The sequence below is a fragment of the Micromonospora sp. SL1-18 genome, from assembly GCF_047921505.1.
GTDB lineage: Bacteria > Actinomycetota > Actinomycetes > Mycobacteriales > Micromonosporaceae > Micromonospora.
Window position 1 is genome coordinate 16,437 of the sequence record NZ_JBLROA010000033.1, and the last position, 17,437, is coordinate 33,873.

The 17,437-nt window shown below is 73.2% G+C and carries 13 protein-coding genes; 8 read left to right on the forward strand and 5 right to left on the reverse strand.

The window, feature by feature from the left end:
• The first annotated feature begins 140 nt into the window (after nucleotides 1-140).
• Nucleotides 141-1,733: an ATP-dependent DNA ligase gene (locus ACNAW0_RS17540; protein ID WP_416288954.1), complete on the forward strand. Its 1,593-nt coding sequence runs from the start codon at nucleotides 141-143 to the stop codon at nucleotides 1,731-1,733.
• A 51-nt stretch (nucleotides 1,734-1,784) separates the two neighbouring features.
• On the opposite strand, the gene ACNAW0_RS17545 is transcribed toward ACNAW0_RS17540, so the two are convergent.
• From ACNAW0_RS17545 to ACNAW0_RS17555, 3 genes are all read right to left on the reverse strand, one after another.
• Nucleotides 1,785-2,510 (reverse strand): hypothetical protein, encoded by a 726-nt coding sequence (locus ACNAW0_RS17545; protein ID WP_416288955.1) that lies wholly within the window; start codon nucleotides 2,508-2,510, stop codon nucleotides 1,785-1,787.
• A 98-nt stretch (nucleotides 2,511-2,608) separates the two neighbouring features.
• Nucleotides 2,609-3,433 (reverse strand): SURF1 family protein, encoded by an 825-nt coding sequence (locus tag ACNAW0_RS17550; protein ID WP_416288956.1) that lies wholly within the window; start codon nucleotides 3,431-3,433, stop codon nucleotides 2,609-2,611.
• 303 nt (nucleotides 3,434-3,736) lie between these two features.
• Nucleotides 3,737-5,872, reverse strand: a complete 2,136-nt coding sequence (locus ACNAW0_RS17555) for a transglycosylase domain-containing protein (protein ID WP_416288957.1) — start codon at nucleotides 5,870-5,872, stop codon at nucleotides 3,737-3,739.
• 133 nt (nucleotides 5,873-6,005) lie between these two features.
• Here ACNAW0_RS17555 and cobC point away from each other — a divergent pair, with 133 nt between their 5' ends.
• From cobC to cobA, 3 genes are read left to right on the forward strand one after another with little or no spacing between them, the layout of a single operon-like run.
• On the forward strand, nucleotides 6,006-7,112 hold the full coding sequence (gene cobC, locus ACNAW0_RS17560; RefSeq protein WP_416288958.1) for an Rv2231c family pyridoxal phosphate-dependent protein CobC: 1,107 nt from the start codon (nucleotides 6,006-6,008) through the stop codon (nucleotides 7,110-7,112).
• The gene (locus ACNAW0_RS17565) at nucleotides 7,112-8,278 is read left to right on the forward strand and encodes a nicotinate-nucleotide--dimethylbenzimidazole phosphoribosyltransferase (RefSeq protein WP_416288959.1); all 1,167 of its coding nucleotides are present in this window, start codon (nucleotides 7,112-7,114) and stop codon (nucleotides 8,276-8,278) included. The genes cobC and ACNAW0_RS17565 overlap by 1 nt, the downstream gene beginning before the upstream one ends.
• Entirely contained in the window at nucleotides 8,275-9,513 is a 1,239-nt protein-coding gene (gene cobA / locus ACNAW0_RS17570; protein ID WP_416288960.1) for a uroporphyrinogen-III C-methyltransferase, read from the forward strand. Before ACNAW0_RS17565 ends, cobA begins: the two co-directional genes overlap by 4 nt.
• 125 nt (nucleotides 9,514-9,638) lie before the next feature.
• Here the strand turns inward: cobA and otsB are convergent, their stop codons facing one another.
• Both otsB and ACNAW0_RS17580 read right to left on the reverse strand, forming a co-directional pair.
• On the reverse strand, nucleotides 9,639-12,233 hold the full coding sequence (otsB, locus tag ACNAW0_RS17575; protein ID WP_416288961.1) for a trehalose-phosphatase: 2,595 nt from the start codon (nucleotides 12,231-12,233) through the stop codon (nucleotides 9,639-9,641).
• Nucleotides 12,230-13,630: an alpha,alpha-trehalose-phosphate synthase (UDP-forming) gene (locus ACNAW0_RS17580; RefSeq protein ID WP_416288962.1), complete on the reverse strand. Its 1,401-nt coding sequence runs from the start codon at nucleotides 13,628-13,630 to the stop codon at nucleotides 12,230-12,232. Before ACNAW0_RS17580 ends, otsB begins: the two co-directional genes overlap by 4 nt.
• Nucleotides 13,631-13,950: 320 nt before the next feature.
• Here ACNAW0_RS17580 and ettA point away from each other — a divergent pair, with 320 nt between their 5' ends.
• From ettA to ACNAW0_RS17600, 4 genes are all read left to right on the forward strand, one after another.
• Nucleotides 13,951-15,627 carry an energy-dependent translational throttle protein EttA gene (gene ettA / locus ACNAW0_RS17585; RefSeq protein ID WP_416288963.1) on the forward strand — a complete coding sequence of 559 codons (1,677 nt, stop codon included), beginning with the start codon at nucleotides 13,951-13,953 and terminating at the stop codon, nucleotides 15,625-15,627.
• Complete coding sequence (locus tag ACNAW0_RS17590; protein ID WP_416288964.1) at nucleotides 15,620-16,063, forward strand: acyl-CoA thioesterase; 444 nt, start codon at nucleotides 15,620-15,622, stop codon at nucleotides 16,061-16,063. The genes ettA and ACNAW0_RS17590 overlap by 8 nt, the downstream gene beginning before the upstream one ends.
• Complete coding sequence (locus ACNAW0_RS17595) at nucleotides 16,060-16,719, forward strand: hypothetical protein (RefSeq protein WP_416288965.1); 660 nt, start codon at nucleotides 16,060-16,062, stop codon at nucleotides 16,717-16,719. The genes ACNAW0_RS17590 and ACNAW0_RS17595 overlap by 4 nt, the downstream gene beginning before the upstream one ends.
• Nucleotides 16,720-16,850: 131 nt before the next feature.
• Entirely contained in the window at nucleotides 16,851-17,435 is a 585-nt protein-coding gene (locus ACNAW0_RS17600; RefSeq protein ID WP_416288966.1) for a YbjN domain-containing protein, read from the forward strand.
• The last annotated feature ends 2 nt before the right edge of the window (nucleotides 17,436-17,437 follow it).

Below are 17,437 nucleotides of genomic sequence, written 5' to 3' on the forward strand. Positions count from 1 at the left end.
CGCCGGGGCACCGCGGAGTGCCGCGACCCGGAGCGGGTCGGCAGCCGGCCGCGGGACCGGTCGGGCGGCAGCCGGCCGGGCGGCGCGCGGGATCCGTCGCTCGGCCGGGATGCGCCGCCGCGTCGGGGGTGGCTGGCAGGATGGAATCCGTGCGGTTCCTCGACCTGGCGGCCACCTCCGCCGCGGTGGGCGCCACCAGCGGCCGGCGGGCCAAGGTGGAGCTGCTCGCCGCCGCGCTGCGGTCGCTCGACCCGGCCGAGGTCCCGGCAGGTGCCGGCTACCTCGCCGGCGAGCTGCGCCAGCGGCAGACCGGCGTGGGCTGGGCCAGCCTGCGCGAGCTGCCGCCGCCGGCCGCCGAACCGACGCTGACCGTCGCCGGCGTCGACGCGGCCGTCGACGAGATCGCCGCGGTACGCGGCGCCGGATCCCAGGCCCGCCGCCGCGAGCTGCTGCACCGGCTCTTCGCCGCGGCCACCGCCGACGAGCAGCGGCTGCTGGTCGGCCTGTTCCGTGGCGAGCTGCGCCAGGGTGCCCAGGCCGGCCTGCTCACCGACGCCGTGGCCCGGGCCGCCGAGGTGCCGGTGGCGGCGGTCCGGCGGGCTCTGCTACTCGCCGGCGATTTGCGGGCGGTGGCGGTGGCGGCGCTCTCCGGCGGCGCGGCGGCGCTGGCCGGGTTCGGCCTCCAGGTGGGCCGCCCGCTGGCGCCGATGCTGGCGCAGAGCGCCCCGACGGTCGACGAGGCGCTCACCGCCACCGGTGTGCCGGCGGTGGTCGACGTGAAGCTCGACGGCATCCGGATCCAGGTGCACCGGTCCGGCCAGGACATCGCGGTCTTCAGCCGCAGCCTGGACGACATCACCGCCCGGCTGCCCGAGGTGGTGGCCGCCGTCCGCGCCCTGCCCGCCCGGGAGCTGGTGCTCGACGGCGAGGCGATCGGGCTGGACGCCACCGGCCGCCCGCTGCCCTTCCAGGAGACCTCCAGCCGGGCGGCCCGGCGCACCACCCCCAGCACCACCGGTGGCACGCCGGTGGCGCCCGCGGTGCTCGCCGCCGCCGAGCGGGCCGGCGAGACGGTGCTGACGCCGTACTTCTTCGACCTGCTGCACCTCGACGGCACGGATCTGATCGACCTGCCCGGCCGGGAGCGGTGGGCCGCGCTGGCCGGCGCGGTCGACCCGACGCTGCTGGTCGGGCGGGTGGAGGTGGACGGCCCGGAACGGGCCGCGGCCGCCTTCGCGGCGGCGATCGATGCCGGCCAGGAGGGGGTGGTGGTGAAGGATCCGGCCGCCCCCTACGAGGCCGGCCGGCGCGGCTCGGGCTGGGTCAAGGTCAAGCCCCGGCACACCCTCGACCTGGTCGTGCTGGCCGTCGAGTGGGGTAGCGGCCGGCGGCAGGGTTGGCTCTCCAACCTGCACCTCGGCGCCCGCGATCCCCGTACCGGCGAGTTCGTCATGCTGGGCAAGACGTTCAAGGGGCTCAGCGACGAGTTGCTGCGCTGGCAGACCGAGCGGTTTCTCGGCCTGGCCGTGGAGAAGGGCGACTGGGTGGTCCGGGTCCGCCCCGAGCAGGTGGTCGAGATCGCGTTCGACGGGGTGCAGACGAGCAGCCGCTACCCGGGCGGCGTGGCGCTGCGCTTCGCCCGAGTGGTGCGCTACCGGGACGACAAGACCGCAGCCGAGGCCGACACCATCGACGCCGTACGCGCCGTTCATGCCGGCCGGCCCACCGGGTGAGTCGGCGGCGCGCCGGAGGCGGTGTACGGGCCGCCTCCGACGCCGCGGCGGTCAGCCGACCGACAACGAGCGGGCGTAGTTGACCTGGTTGTTGATCTGCTGCACCTGGAACTGGTCGACCACCGGGATGCGGGCCACGTACTGGTGGCCGCCGCTGGTCACCGTCACCTGCACGGTCCCGTGGTGCCTGGTCTCCTTGATCAGCAGGAAGAGCAGGCTGAACACGGTGAGGCAGAAGAAGCCGACGATGGCGCAGACGAGGGCCCAGGTCGCCACCTTCTCCTCCTTCTGCCAGTGATCCATCACGTGCCAGGAGGCGCCGGCGAGCGGCAGCACGCCGGCGGGCGTACGGATCACCGGTGGCGTCACCATGATCTCGCCGATCTGCACGGCCACCACGGACTGGGTGGCGGGCGGCAGCGGTCCCACCGGCGGGTGCGGCCCCGGCCAGGCCACCGGTACCCCGTACTGCGGCGCCGGCGGTGCGGAGAACGCCGGCGGTGCGGAGAACTGCGCCGTGGTGGGTGGCGCGATGGCGGGTGGCGGCGCGACGGCTGGTGGCACCGGGAACCGCTCGGTGGGCGGCGGCGTGACGGCGGGCGGCGGCGTGACGGCGGGTGGCGGCGTGACGGCGGGCGGCGGCGTGACGGCGGGCGGCACCGGGAACCGCTCGGTGGGCGGCGCGACGGGCGGCATGGCGGCCCCCGGGTCGTACGCCGGGTACGCCTGGGTCGGCGGCTCCGGGGGCGGCGGAGGCATCGCGGGATCAGAGGTCACCGGGACCCCTCACGGTTGCTGATCATGGCCGGACCCTACCCGTGATCCCGGTGCCCCGGGTGCCCGCCGAACAGCCCGCCGCGGCCGGGCCGGGGCGGTCAGGTCGAGGCGCTGGAGGCCGGTTCGGCGGCCCGGTCGACGGGCGTACGCGGTTTGTCCAGGCCGGCCGCGCGCCGCGCCTCCCGGCGCGCCACCCAGGCGTAGCCGAAGAGGCTCATGCCGGCGAAGAGCCACCACTGCACCACGTACCCGAAGTTCTGCCAGTTGTTGGCGTGCCCGATCGGGACCGCCTGGAACGCCGGGTCGGCGGCGGGCGTCTGCTGGTCGAGCAGCAGGTAGCCGCCGGCGACCGGATACGGCAGGTGGCCGGCGATGCGAGGGACGCTGATCCGCCGGGTCTCCAGCTTGCCGTTCCGCCGGTCGACCGTGCCGCCGCCGCTCTCGCTGGACACCACGCGGCCGGTGACCGTCACGTCGCCGGCCGGCGCGGCGGGCACCGGCGGCTGGGCGGTGGCGCCGCCGCCCGGAACGGGTGGGATCCAGCCCCGGTCGACCAGCACGGCGGTGCCGTCGGCGAGGACCAGCGGGGTGAGCACCTCGAAGCCCACCTCGCTGTCGGCCGTCCGGCCGCGGACCAGGACGACGTTGGCGGTGTCGTACCGGCCGGTGGCGGTGGCTCTGGTCCAGGTGACCCGCTCGGCCGGGGCCGGACCGGTGCTGCCGGGCCCGCCCGTCGGAGCCGGCAGGGCGTCGCGCAGCGGCGCGGGGGCCATGGTGGTGCCGGCGTCGATCCGCTCGTTGATCGCGGTGCGGCCGTTGTAGCGGTCCAGCTGCCAGTTGCCGAGGAATACCATCACCGCGGCGGCGACCAGGGTCAGCGCGAGATAGCCCAGCCAGCGCGGGGTCAGCAGGAACCGGTACACGTCAGGAAAGGCTACCCGTCCGAGCGGAGCCGCTGACCTGGGGCGGGCCGGAACCGGCCGGCCGGCGGCCATCGCGTGTCGGTTCGGGCGGGTACGGCCACGCGCGCGGCCCGGCTGGTCGCGGCGGCCGACCTCCGCTGAGCCCGTGGCGGTCTCCGCGGAGCCCGCGAAGGCGATCAAGAGGTTCGCGGCGTCGGCCGCAAACCTCTTGATCAACTAGCCCGGGCGCACCCCCGGGCGGTCCGGCGACGGCTCCGGGTCGGGGCGCGGCGCGAGACGCGCCGAGCCGGAGTCGTCGTGCATTCAGCCGACGATCTGGTCGGACGGTGGGCTGAACTGGCGGACGGGCTTGTCCTTGAGCGCGTCGCGCAGGGTCATCGCCACCGCGTCGATGGGCACCTGGGACAGCCCGTCACCCACCGCGTTGAACGGGTTGTCCGGATCGGCGATGAAGCTTGCCGCGGCCAGGTCCGGGGTGTAGCCGGCGAACCAGGCGGACCGGGTGTTGTCCGTGGTACCCGTCTTGCCGGCGACCGGGCGGCCCACCGTACCCCGGACGCTGTCGGCGGTGGACCAGCCGCCGCAGCCGCCCTTGGCCGGGGTGTCACCGGTCGGGCAGCGGGCGGCGTCGGTGGCGGCCCGGGCCGCGTCGGCGCTGACCACCTGCCGGCACCGCGGCTTGGCGACCTCCCGCTCCACCCCGCCGGCCGTCTTGTACATGGCCGGCGTGCCGTCCCGGTTCAGGATCGAGAGCACCGGGATCGCCTCGCAGTACCGACCCTCGGCCGCGACCGCGGCGTACGCGTTCGCCACCTCCAATGGGGTGGCGTCGGAGACGCCCAGGGTGAACGCGCCCCACTTGTGCGCCTTGTCCGGCGCGGCGTGGTCGCGGTCCACGTCGGTACGCCAGCGCAGCCCGAGCTGCTCGGCCAGGCGCACCGCCTTCTCCGCGCCGATCTTCTCCTCGAGTTGGACGAAGAAGGTGTTCACCGACTTGCCGAAGCCGGACCACATGGTCTGCACGCCCGTCATCGCGCCGCTGGCGTTGACCGGGGCCCACCCGTCGTAGATGGCCGACTGGTACTTGAACGGCGAGTTGATGGTGTCGGAGAGCTTCGTCCCGGAGTTGAGCGCGGCGAGCATCGTGAACATCTTGAACGTCGATCCGGCCTGGTACCCGGGGAGCGTGCCCCCGCCGAGCAACGGCGCGACCGTGTTCGGATAGTTCGCCTTGACGTTCGGGCCGGCCTCCGGGTTGGAGCTGTTCGGGTTGTCGGCCAGGTTGAGCGAGTAGGTCCGGTTCACCGCCATGGCCTTGATCCGTCCGGTGCCCGGCTCGGCGACCACGACGCCGTTGGCGAACGCGCTGCCCGTGCCGTCCTTGGCGCCCACGTTCTTCTCCGCCGCCTCCTGGATCTTCGGGTCGAGGGCGAGCACGATCCGGTAGCCGCCCCGGCGCAGCTTGTCCATCCGTTCCAGCCGGTTCTCCCCGAACGCCGGCTGGGTGCTCCACCAGTTCTTCAGGTAGTCGCAGTAGAAGCCCCAGGTCGCCCGGTACTTCTCCAGCAGTGAGGCGCAGTCGTTCGGCGGGTTGGTCAACTTCAGCTGGATCGGCTCGGCCTTCGCCTTGGCGACGGCGTCGGGCGGCATGTAGCCGAGGTGGGCCATGTTGTCGAGCACGTAGTTGCGCCGGGCGGTGGCGTCCTTCTGGTCGGAGGTGAAGGGGTCGTACTCCGATGGGGACTTGACCAGGCCGGCGAGGGTGGCCGCCTCGACCGGGGTGAGCGTGTCCGGGGTCTTGGAGAAGAAGATCTGCGACGCCGCGTAGATCCCGTACGCGCGGTGGCCGAAGTAGGCCGAGTTCAGGTAGCGCTCCAGGATCTGTTCCTTGCTGAGCTCCTTCTCGATGTCCAGCGCCATGCGCATCTCCTTGACCTTGCGCAGGCTGGTCTGCTGGGTGGCCTCCTGGACCTCCTTCGGCGTCTTCGCGCTGTCCCGCAGGGCCATCCGGACGTACTGCATGGTCAGTGTGGAGGCGCCCTGGGACACGCCGCCGGAACGCGAGTTGGCCACGAAGGCGCGGGCCACGCCCTTCGGGTCGACGCCGCGGTGCTGGTAGAAGCGGTTGTCCTCGGCGGCGACGATCGCCTGTTGGATGTTCGGCGACATGTCCTGGATCTTGGTGTACTTCCGGTACTCCTCGTAGAACATCGTCAACACGGTCTTGCCGTCCGGCGCGTAGAGGTACGAGGTCTCGGCGGGTAGCGCGGTCTTCAGGATGTTCGTCTTCTGCTCCACTGCGTGCGCGGTGGCCTTGGCACCGAGGCCGGTGAGGGCGGCGAGCGGGTACGCCGCGGCGGCGACCACGATGCCGGCGATCAGCCCGGCGCGGAGGAGGGGAACGGCACGACCAGTGGAAGCAAGGGGTCGATTGCTCACAAGGTCAAGCTATGACATTTCCGATTCGGAAATGAGAAGAATTCATAAACGGACGATCGGATTGGGCCGTGGTGACGCGACCCACGCTGGGATCCGCTGTCCCCGGTGGCAGCTTCCCGGCAGGATCGCGGGCATGCGTGCTCAGCCGACCGGAACGCCGGCCGCGACCGGAACGCCGGCCGAGGTCACGCCCGCCGAGCCCGACCTCGGGCACCACGGGGACGCCGAGGCGACCCCCGGGCTGGTCGACCTCGCGGTCAACGTCCGCCGCGCCCCGATGCCCGACTGGCTGGCCGACCCGCTGACCGCGGCCCTGGGCGAGCTGGCCGCGTACCCGGATCCCGGCCCGGCCCGCGCCGCCGTCGCCGCCCGGCACGGGCGTCCCCCGGAAGAGGTGCTCCTCACCGCCGGCGCGGCCGAGGGCTTCGTGCTGATCGCCCGGGCGCTGCGCGACGCCCGGCGGCCGGTCGTGGTGCACCCGCAGTTCACCGAGCCGGAGGCCGCGCTGCGGGCCGCCGGGCACGCGGTCGAGCGGGTGCTGCTCGACCCGGCCGACGACTTCCGGCTCGACCCGGCCCGGGTACCCGCCGACGCCGACCTGGTGCTGGTCGGCAACCCCACCAACCCCACCTCCGTGCTGCACCCGGCCGCAGCGCTCGCCGCGCTGGCCCGCCCCGGCCGCGTGCTCGTGGTCGACGAGGCGTTCGCCGACACCACGCTCGCCCCCGGCGTGGCCGGCGAGCCCGAGTCCCTGGCGGCCCGCCGCGACCTGCCCGGCCTCGTGGTGGTCCGCAGCCTCACCAAGACCTGGGGGCTGGCCGGGCTGCGAATCGGCTACCTGCTCGGCGACGCGCCACTGCTCGCCCGGTTCGCCGCCGCCCAGCCGCTGTGGGCGGTCTCCACCCCGGCGCTCGCCGCCGCCACCGCGTGCGCGTCCCCGGCCGCCGTCGCCGCCGAGCGCGCCATCGCCGCCGAACTCGCCGCCGACCGCGAGCACCTGGTGGCCCGCCTGTCCGGCCTGCCCGGCGTACGCGTCGTCGGCCGCCCGGCCAGCGCGTTCGTGCTGGTCCACCGGCCCGGTGCCGCCGCCGTCCGGGAGCGGCTGCGCGAGCGCGGCTGGGCGGTACGCCGCGGCGACACCTTCCCCGGGCTGGGCCCGGACTGGCTGCGGATCGCGGTGCGCGATCCGGCGACGACCGACGCATTTGTCGACGTGCTGGCGGAGATCCTGGAGGCGTGATGTTGGAGTCCACCGTGGCGGCGATCCGGCCGCTGGACGAGACCGCCATGGCGGCGGCCCGCGAGCTCCAGGGCCGGCTGACCAAGCCCGCCGGCTCCCTCGGCGCCCTGGAGCCCCTCTCCGTACGGCTCGCCGGGCTGGCCGGGGACTGCCCCCCGCCGCTGCCCGAGCCGGCCGCGGTGGCCATCTTCGCCGGCGACCACGGCGTGCACGCCCAGGGCGTGACACCCTGGCCGCAGGAGGTCACCGCCCAGATGATCGGCAACTTCCTGGCCGGCGGCGCGGTCGTCAACGCGTTCGCCCGGCAGGCCGGCGCCTCGGTCACCGTGGTCGACGTCGGGGTGGCCACCCCGCTCCCGGTCGACCCGGCGGCCGTCGTCGACTTCCCGGTCGGCTCCGCGGCCCACGTCGACTTCCCGGCCGACTCCGCGGCCCACGTCGACTTCCCGGTCGACCCGGCGGCCCTCGTCGACCCGGCCGGCCCCCGCCTGATCCGGGCCAACATTCGGGCCGGCACGCGCGACATGACGGTCACCGCCGCGCTCACCCGGGACGAGGCCCGAGCGGCGGTGGAGGTCGGCATCCGGGTCGCCGGGGAGTTGGTCGACGGCGGGGCGGGCATCCTGCTGACCGGGGACATGGGCATCGGCAACACCACCCCGGCCGCCGCGCTGGTCGCCGCGTTCACCAGGGTCGACCCGGCCGAGGCGACCGGGCGGGGCACCGGGGTGGACGACGAGACGTACCGGCGGAAGGTCGGCGTCGTACGGGCCGCGCTCGACCGGCACGCGCCCGACCCGGCCGACCCGCTCGGCGTGCTGGCCGCGGTCGGCGGCCTGGAGCACGCGGCGCTGGCCGGGCTGGTCCTGGGCGCCGCCGCCCGCCGGGTGCCGGTGCTGCTGGACGGGGTGATCGCGGTCAGCGGCGCGCTGGCCGCCGCCGCGTTCGCGCCGGACGCGGTCGGGGCGATGGTGGCCGGGCACCGCTCCGCCGAACCGGGCGCCACCGCCGCGCTGCGCCACCTCGGCCTCGACCCGCTGATCGACCTCGGGCTGCGCCTCGGCGAGGGGACCGGCACCCTGCTCGCCCTTCCGGTCGTCACCGGCGCGGTCCGGGTGTTGCACGAGGTGGCCACCTTCGACTCGGCTGGCGTGGCCGAGAAGTGACGGCGAATCCGTATCCTCTCGGGCTCCGGCTGTCCGGCCGGCGGGTGGTCGTGGTGGGCGGGGGAGCGGTGGCCACCCGGCGGGTGCCAGCGCTGCTCGACGCCGGGGCGGACGTGCTGCTGGTCGCGCCGGAGCTGACCCCGGCGCTGCGGAACCACGTCGACGCCGGCCGGCTGCGCTGGGAGCCGCGTCGCTTCGTCCCTGCCGACCTGGACGGCGCCTGGCTGGTTCAGGTGGCCGTTGACGACCGGGCCGCCGCGGCCGAGGTCAGCGCCGCGGCCGCCGAGCGCCGGATCTTCTGCGTACGCGCCGACGACCGCGACGCGGCCACCGCGTGGACCCCGGCGGTCACCCGGCACGGCCCGGTCACCGTCGCCGTGCTCGGCGGCGGCGACCCCCGCCGCGCGATGACCGTCCGCGACGCCATCCGCGACCTGCTGGGTGCAAGGAAGGGCCCCTTGTTAACGCCTCCGGTAGAGCAGGGGCCCCTTGTTAACACGGCCGGACGGGTGGCGCTGGTCGGGGCGGGACCGGGCGACCCGGAGCTGATCACCGTGAAGGGGTGGCGACTGCTCGCCGAGGCCGATGTGGTCGTCGCCGACCGCCTCGTGCCCGGGCTGCTGCTCGACGAGCTGCGCCCCGACGTCGAGCTGGTGGACGCCTCGAAGATCCCGTACGGGCCGTCCCGGGCTCAGGAGGAGATCAACCGGATCCTGGTGGAGCGGGCCCTGGCCGGCAAGGCCGTGGTGCGGCTCAAGGGCGGCGACCCGTACGTCTTCGGCCGGGGCGGCGAGGAGCTGCTGGCCTGCGCGGAGGCGGGCGTGCCGGTGACCGTGGTCCCCGGGGTGACCAGCGCGATCGCCGTACCCGCCGTGGCCGGTGTGCCGGTCACCCACCGGGCGGTGGCGCACGAGTTCACGGTGGTCTCCGGGCACGTCGCGCCCGACTCGCCGGCCTCGCTGGTTCGCTGGGAGGCCCTCGCCGGCCTGCGCGGCACCCTCGTCATCCTGATGGGCCTGAAGAACCTCGCCGCGATCAGCGCGACCCTGATTGCCCACGGCCGCCCGCCGGACACCCCGGTGGCCGTGGTCCAGGAAGGCACCACCGCCGCCCAGCGCGTCCTCCGCTCGACCCTGGGCGCGGTGGCCGCCGACGTGGCCGCCGCCGCTCTCCGTCCACCCGCCATCGTGGTGATCGGCAACGTGGTGACCACCCTCCCCACCCCGCCCGGGTGATCATTCGCGACACGCGGGGCGGGCGACAACAACTTCATGATCAACCCGACGGGGGTGGGCAGTGGGGCGGAAAGTGCGGCGGCGGCCCGGGACGTGGGTCCCGGGCCGCCGTCGTTGCTGGCGCGTCACTGCTTGAGCATGTTGTCCAGCAGCAGGGCGCAGCGGATGAGGCCCAGGTGGCTGTACGCCTGCGGATGGTTGCCCAGGCCGCGCTCGGCGAGCGGGTCGTACTGCTCGGGGAGCAGCCCGGTCGGGCCCGCCGTGTCGATCATCTGGACGAACAGCTCCTCCGCGTCGGTACGCCGGCCGGTGCGCAGGTACGCCTCGACCAGCCACGCCGTGCAGATGTGGAAGCCGCCCTCCCGGCCGGGCAGGCCGTCGTCCCAGTGGTACCGGTAGACGACCGGGCCGCTGCGCAGGTCCGCCTCGATCTTGAGCACGGTCGACAGGAAGCGCGGGTCGTCGCCCGGGAGCAGCCCGGACAGGCCGATCCAGAGCGACGACGCGTCCATGTCCTCGTGCCCGTACGCGACGCTGTACGCCTCGGCCTCCTCATGCCAGCCGTACTCCAGCACGTTGGCGCCGATGCGGTCGCGCAGCTCCACCCACTCCGGCCGGTCCTCGTTGCCGTGCTGCCGCACCACGTGCAGCGCCCGGTCGACCGTCATCCACAACATGACCTTGGAGAAGACGTGGTGCCGGGGCGGGAGGCGCGCCTCCCAGATGCCGTGGTCGGGCTCGTGCCAGCGGCGGCGTACCGCCTCGACCATGTTCTCCAGCACCCGCCACTCGTCGTCACGGACCGAGCCGCGTGCGTCCGCCACCGCGGCGATCAGGTCCGCGACCGGGCCGAAGACGTCCAGCTGCAGCTGGTGGTTGGCGAGGTTGCCGACCCGGACCGGCCGGGAGCCGGCGTACCCGGGCAGGGTGTCGATGACCGCCTCGGCGCCCAGCTCGTACCCGTCGACGGTGTAGAGCGGGTGCAGCCGCTCCGGGTGCCCGCCGGTGCGCTCGACGACCCCGTCGATCCAGCGCAGCAGCGCCTCGGCCTCCTCGGTCGAACCGAGGTCGACCAGCGCCCGGGCGGTCATCGCCGCGTCCCGCAGCCAGCAGTAGCGGTAGTCCCAGTTCCGTACGCCGCCCAGCTCCTCGGGGAGCGAGGTGGTCGCCGCGGCGAGGATCGATCCGGTGGCCTCGTGGCAGAGCCCGCGCAGGGTGAGCGCGCTGCGGGCGACCAGGTCGCGGGCCGTTGTGGGCAGCCGTAACCCGGCCACCCAGTCCCGCCAGGGCTGCTCGGCGGCGGCCTGCCGTTCGTGGACCGGCACCCGGTGGTGCTCCAGGCTCTGCGTGCCGAAGCGCAGCTCCAGCACCACCTGCCCGCCCACCGCGGAGAGGTCCACCACGGCCTTCGCCGTCTCGTTCACCCCGTCGCTGGTGACGTCCCACTCCACGCCGGGTGAGTAGAGCGCCATCGGCTCGTTGGAGCCGAGCACCAGCAGGCCGTCGTCGATCGGCTGGAGCTGCACCGCGACCTGACCGAACTCGGGGCGCGGAGCGAAGTCGATCCGGGCCCGGCCGGTGCCGCTGATGAGCCGGACCAGCGCCGAGTCGCCGGTGACGACCGCCGGGCCGTCCGGGGTGGTCTCCTTGGCCGGCAGGTCCAGCCAGTCGGTGACGGTCAGGCCCGACCAGCGGGTCTCCACGGTCATCGTGCCGCTGCGGTAGCGCTGGCCGAGCGGGAGGCCGCCGCGCTCGCGGCCGACGGTGAAGTGCCCGGCCGGGCTGCCGCCGACCAGGTCGGCGAAGATCGCCGCCGAGTCCGGCTTCGGGTGGCAGAGCCAGGTGATCTTGGCTTCCGGGCTGACCAGCGCGACCGTCCGCCCGTTGGCCAGCATCGAGTGCCGCTCGATCGGCACCGCCCGCTCGCCGAAGAGCCAGTGCCGGCGGGTCTCCAGGAGCAGGCCCAGCGCCCGGGCCGCCTCGATCGGCTCGGCCACCCGGTAGTCGGCCTGGGTGTCCCCGGGGCCGATCTTGATGCCGACGTCCGGGCCCTGCAGGTTGCCGAAGGCGTTCTCGTCGGTGACGTCGTCGCCGATGAAGAGCACGGCGCTCGCCGCGAGCTGGGTCCGGAGTTGGTCGACCGCGGTGCCCTTGTGGGTGGCCACCACCGACAGCTCAATGACCTCCTTGCCCTGGGTGACGGTCACGTCCGCCCAGGTGGCCGGGCCGTTGCGGACCGCCTCGATGGCCGCGGCGGCGACCTGCGGGTCGACCCCGCGGGTGTGCACGGCGACGCTGGCCGGCTTGCGCTCGAGGCGTAGGCCCGGGTGGGCCGCGGCGATCTCGCGCAGCGCGTCGCGCAGCCGGGTGCGCACCGCGATCAGCTCGGGGGAGAGCCGCTCGACGAAGCCGATGTCGAATTCGGAGCCGTGGCTGCCGACGAGGTGGACCTCGCTGGGCAGGCGGGAGAGCGCGGCCAGGTCGCGCAGCGCGCGCCCGGAGACCACCGCGACGGTGGTCTGCGGCATCGACGCCAGTGCGCGGATCGCGGCCACCGACTCGGGCAGCGGTACGGCCTTGCTCGGGTCCTCGACGATCGGCGCGAGAGTGCCGTCGTAGTCGCAGGCGACCAGAAGCTGCGGTACGCGGGCGATCCGACCGATGGCGGCGCGCAGCTCGGGATCCAGCACGCCGGCGTGCGAGGTGGCGGTGGGGTTCACGCGGCCTCCGCCTCGGGCACGCCGAGTTCGGTCAGGAACGACGTGGCCCAGTGCCCCACGTCGTGGGTGCGCAGGTGGCGCTGCATTATCCGCATGCGCCTACGAGCCTCCGGTCTCTCGACGTGCACGGCGCGCAGCAGCGCGTCCTTGACCGCGTCGGGGTCGTGTGGGTTACACAAAAATGCCTGGCGCAGCTCTGTGGCGGCGCCGGCAAACTCACTGAGCACGAGCGCGCCGCCCTGGTCGGCGCGCGATGCGACGTACTCCTTGGCCACCAGATTCATTCCGTCTCGCAGCGGGGTCACAATCATCACGTCTGCCGCGACGTACATCGCGGCGAGTTCGGAGCGACTGTACGACTGATGCAGATAATGCACTGCCGGCACGCCCACTCGTCCGAATTCACCGTTAATCCGGCCAACCTCGCGTTCTACCTTCACCCGTAGTGCCTGGTAGTGCTCGACGCGCTCGCGGCTCGGCGTGGCGACCTGCACCATAACCGCGTCGGGAACTGTCAACTTTCCGTCAGCGAGGAGTTCGCGGAAGGCCTTCAGCCGGAGCTCGATGCCCTTGGTGTAGTCGAGCCGGTCGACGCCCAGGATGATCGTCCTCGGGTTGCCCAACTCCTCGCGGATCTGCTTGGCCCGGGCCTGGATCGCCGGGTCGGTGGCCATCCGCTCCATCTCCTTCGTGTCGATGGAGATGGGAAACGCGCCGGCCTTGACCCGCCGGCCGTCGACCTGGATCATCTGCCCCTCGTAGCGCAGCCCGAGCAGGTGCCGGGCGAGCCGGACGAAGTTCTGCGCCGCCAGTCGCTGCTGGAAACCGACCAGATCGGCGCCGAGCAGGCCGCGCAGGATCTCGGTGCGGAACGGCATCTGCATGAACAGCTCGATCGGCGGGAACGGGATGTGCAGGAAGAACCCGATCCGCAGGTCCGGGCGCAGCTCGCGGAGCATCGCCGGCACGAGCTGGAGCTGGTAGTCCTGCACCCAGACCGTCGCGCCCTCGGCCGCGACGTCCGCCGCGGCCTCCGCGAACCGGGCGTTGACCAGTCGGTACGCCTCCCGCCACCGGCGCTTGTACGCCGGCGTCTCGACCGCGTCGTGGTAGAGCGGCCAGATCGTCGCGTTGGACTGCCCCTCGTAGTAGCGCTCCAGCTCCTCGGCGCTCAGCGGCACCGGGTGCAGGTGGATCCCCTCCATGTCGAAGGGCTCCGGGGCGGCGCCCGTGCCGCCGGCCCAGCCGACCCAGGTGCCCTGGTGCTCGGCGAGGACGGGGTGCAGCGCGGTGACCAGCCCCCCGGGGCTGCGCCGCCACTGCCGTCCCTCGGGTGTGCTCACCTCGTCGACCGGTAGGCGGTTCGCCACTACGACAAAGGAGCTACGGACGGTCACGATCGGCCACCTCCGGGTGCTGACGGGTCCACCGCGATGAGCGTACTGAGCGTAGCTGCGGCGTCTGTTCCCCCGTGCCGGAGTCACGTACCCGTCCCACGCCAGCCGAATCGAAAACGTGATCTTGCCAACAGTCGAGGTCTGTCGCGGCGCGGGCGTACCGCTGCGGCGGGGTGATGTGGGCGCAGCGGGGCGTACCTGTCAGGATTGACGTTGGCGTGCGCGCGGCCGGCTCCTGGCCGGCGGCGGCGGGCGGAAGTCGCAGCCCGCGCCCGCGCGCCGCAAGCTCGCGATCGCAATCGACGGAGGTAGCCCGCACCGTGGCCCAGTTCATCTACGTCCTGGAAAAGGCGCGCAAGGCGCACGGCGACAAGGTCGTGCTCGACAACGTGACGCTGAACTTCCTGCCGGGGGCCAAGATCGGTGTGGTCGGCCCGAATGGCGCCGGTAAGTCCAGCCTCCTCAAGATCATGGCAGGGTGGGACCAGCCGAGCAACGGCGAGGCCCGGCTGATGCCCGGTTACACCGTCGGCATGCTCGCGCAGGAACCGCCGCTGAACGACGCCAAGACCGTCCTCGGCAATGTCGAGGAGGCGGTCGCCGAGACCAAGGCCAAGCTGGAGCGGTTCAACAAGATCGCCGAGCAGATGGCCACCGACTACTCCGACGAGCTGATGGAGGAGATGGGCCGGCTCCAGGAGGAGCTGGACAACGCCGACGCGTGGGACATCGACTCCAAGCTCGAGCTGGCGATGGACGCGCTGCGCTGCCCGCCGCCGGACGCCGACGTCACCAAGCTCTCCGGCGGTGAGCGCCGCCGGGTGGCGCTGTGCAAGCTGCTGCTGGAGGCCCCCGACCTGCTGCTGCTCGACGAGCCCACCAACCACCTGGACGCGGAGAGCGTGCAGTGGCTGGAGCAGCACCTGGCCAAGTACGCGGGCACCGTCATCGCGATCACCCACGACCGGTACTTCCTCGACAACGTGGCCGGCTGGATCCTGGAGCTGGACCGTGGCCGGGCCATCGGCTACGAGGGCAACTACTCCACCTACCTGGAGAAGAAGGCGGCCCGGATGGCCGTCGAGGGGCGCCGCGACGCCAAGATGAAGAAGCGCCTCGACGACGAGCTGGAGTGGGTCCGCTCCAACGCCAAGGCCCGGCAGACCAAGTCCAAGGCCCGGCTCGACCGGTACGAGGAGATGGCCACCGCGGCGGAGCAGACCCGCAAGCTGGACTTCGAGGAGATCCAGATCCCGCCGGGCCCGCGCCTGGGCAGCACGGTCATCGAGGTCAACCACCTCGTCAAGGCCTTCGGCGACCGGGTGCTGATCGACGACCTCGGCTTCTCGCTGCCGCGCAACGGCATCGTCGGCGTGATCGGCCCGAACGGCGTCGGCAAGACCACCCTGTTCAAGACCATCGTCGGGCTGGAGGAGCCGACCACCGGCTCGGTCAAGGTCGGCGACACGGTCTCGCTGTCGTACGTCGACCAGAGCCGGGCCGGCCTGGCCGGCGACAAGACGGTCTGGGAGACGGTCTCCGACGGGCTGGACCACCTCCTGGTGGGCAAGGTGGAGATGCCGTCCCGGGCGTACATCGCGGCGTTCGGGTTCAAGGGGCCGGACCAGCAGAAGCCGACCAAGGTGCTCTCCGGTGGCGAGCGGAACCGGCTCAACCTGGCGCTGACCCTGAAGATCGGCGGCAACGTGATCCTGCTCGACGAGCCGACCAACGACCTGGATGTGGAGACCCTCGGCAGCCTGGAGAACGCGCTGCTGGAGTTCCCCGGCTGCGCCGTGGTCATCTCCCACGACCGGATGTTTCTGGACCGGGTCGCCACGCACATCCTGGCCTGGGAGGGCGACGACCAGAACCCGGCGAAGTGGTTCTGGTTCGAGGGTAACTTCGAGGCGTACGAGAAGAACAAGATCGACCGGCTCGGCGCGGAGGCGGCCCGCCCGCACCGGGTGACCTACCGCAAGCTCACCCGTGACTGACCGCTTCGTCTATCACTGCACGCTGCGCTGGTCCGACCTGGACGCGTATGGCCACGTCAACAACGCGCGTTTCCTCACCCTCTACGAGGAGGCGCGGGTGGCGATGATGTTCACCGGCGCCCGGGCGCGGGGGTTGGGCTCGTTCGCCGACGGGGTGGTCATCCGCCGGCACGAGGTCGACTACCTGCGCCCGGTCGACTACGCGCTGGGCCGGGCCACCGAGGAGGCGGCACCGACGGTCCGGATCGATCTGTGGGTGGAGGAGATCCGGGCGGCGTCGTTCAGCATCGCCTACGAGCTGTACGACGGTGACGTGCTCGCCAGCCGGGCCCGTTCGGTGCTGGTGCCGTACGACCTGGTCGCGCAGCGGCCCCGCCGGGTCACCCCGGAGGAGCACGCCTTCCTGCTCCAGTACGCGCTCGGGCTGCCGGCATGACCACCGGGCACGGGCTGGACGGGGCGGCCGACGCCGGTGCCTTCCTGGCCCGGCTGGTCCGGCTGGACCCGGCCGCCCTGGTCCGGCTCCGGCCGGCCCCGGGGGCGGGGCGTACGGCCCTCTGGGCCAGGCTGCCGTGGGGCGTCCTCGTGGTCCGTACGGTCACCGGGACCGCCCCGGGCGACGTCACGGTCACCGCCGGTGAACTGCTGGCCGAGTTGGCGGCCGGCCGGGCCGCGCTGCCCCGGCGCCGCGACGACGGGTGGCGCTGGCCGCTGCCTCCGCCGACGAGCCGGGCGGTGGAGGCGCTGCCCGCCGAGGACGTACGCCGGATCGCCGCCGCGGCGGCCGGGACGCTGCGCGAGGCCGCCGCCCACGGCGTGGCGGGCCGAGCCGTCGGGCAGCGCGCGCTGCGGGACGCGCTGCTGGACCACGTCGCCGTGGTGGTCACCCCGGACGACGCGCCGAACGTTCCGGTGGAGGTGCCGCAGCGGTTGATCCAGGGCCTGGTCCGGATGGGCTTCCTCGGCAGCGGGGACGTTCAGGTACGCGTCGCCGGCCGATGGGTCGGTCTGATCGGACCGTACGGAGGGGCCTGGTCGCGGAAGGGCGCGGAGCTTGCCCTTACGCCCGCCATCCCTCATCCGAACGGCTGACCCCAACTCATTCCTCCGGTCTGGTGCGGTAGTTGGGGGGATGACTCAACTCGGCTGTCCGGGTACCGTCCATCCTCGGATCCAACGCACCGTAGGCGAGTGGATCCGCTGGGGAGTGAGGTGCGCGAGCGATGCCGTGGTGGTCATGGCGCCCAAGTTCCGCCGCTGGCGGCGACCCTGAAACTCGAAGCGGAATCAAAGTGGAGGAAACCGCCCAAGTCGGACCACCGGCCCCCCGTCGGCCGGAAGACGATCCGCCGGCTGCCGAACGGTCCGTGATCGCGGACATGCCGGCCGTCGTCGCCCCGGTCACCCTCTGTCGGGTCCGTGACGCGCTCGACCTGCTCGACGTGCGCTACCTGGCCGACGGCGACGGCAACCTGCTGGCCATGTGGGAGCGGCACGCGGTGCTGGTCGCCCTGGAGGGCCCGGACGACGAGATCCTGGTGATGCGGGCTCGTCCACATGCGACGGTGCCGCCGGACTGGGTCGACCGGGCCTACCGGGTGGTCAACGAGTGGAACCACACCCGTCGGTTCTGCAAGGCGTACATCGGCGACCCGACCGAGCGGGGACAACTCCCGATCTATGCGGAGCTCCAGGTCCCGCTCGGCGCCGGCACCCACGACGCGCTGCTGGTCGAGATGCTCGACTGCGGTGCGGCCGTGGCCACCACCTTCGTGGACTGGCTGCATGACGAGGGTGCCCTGCTCTGACC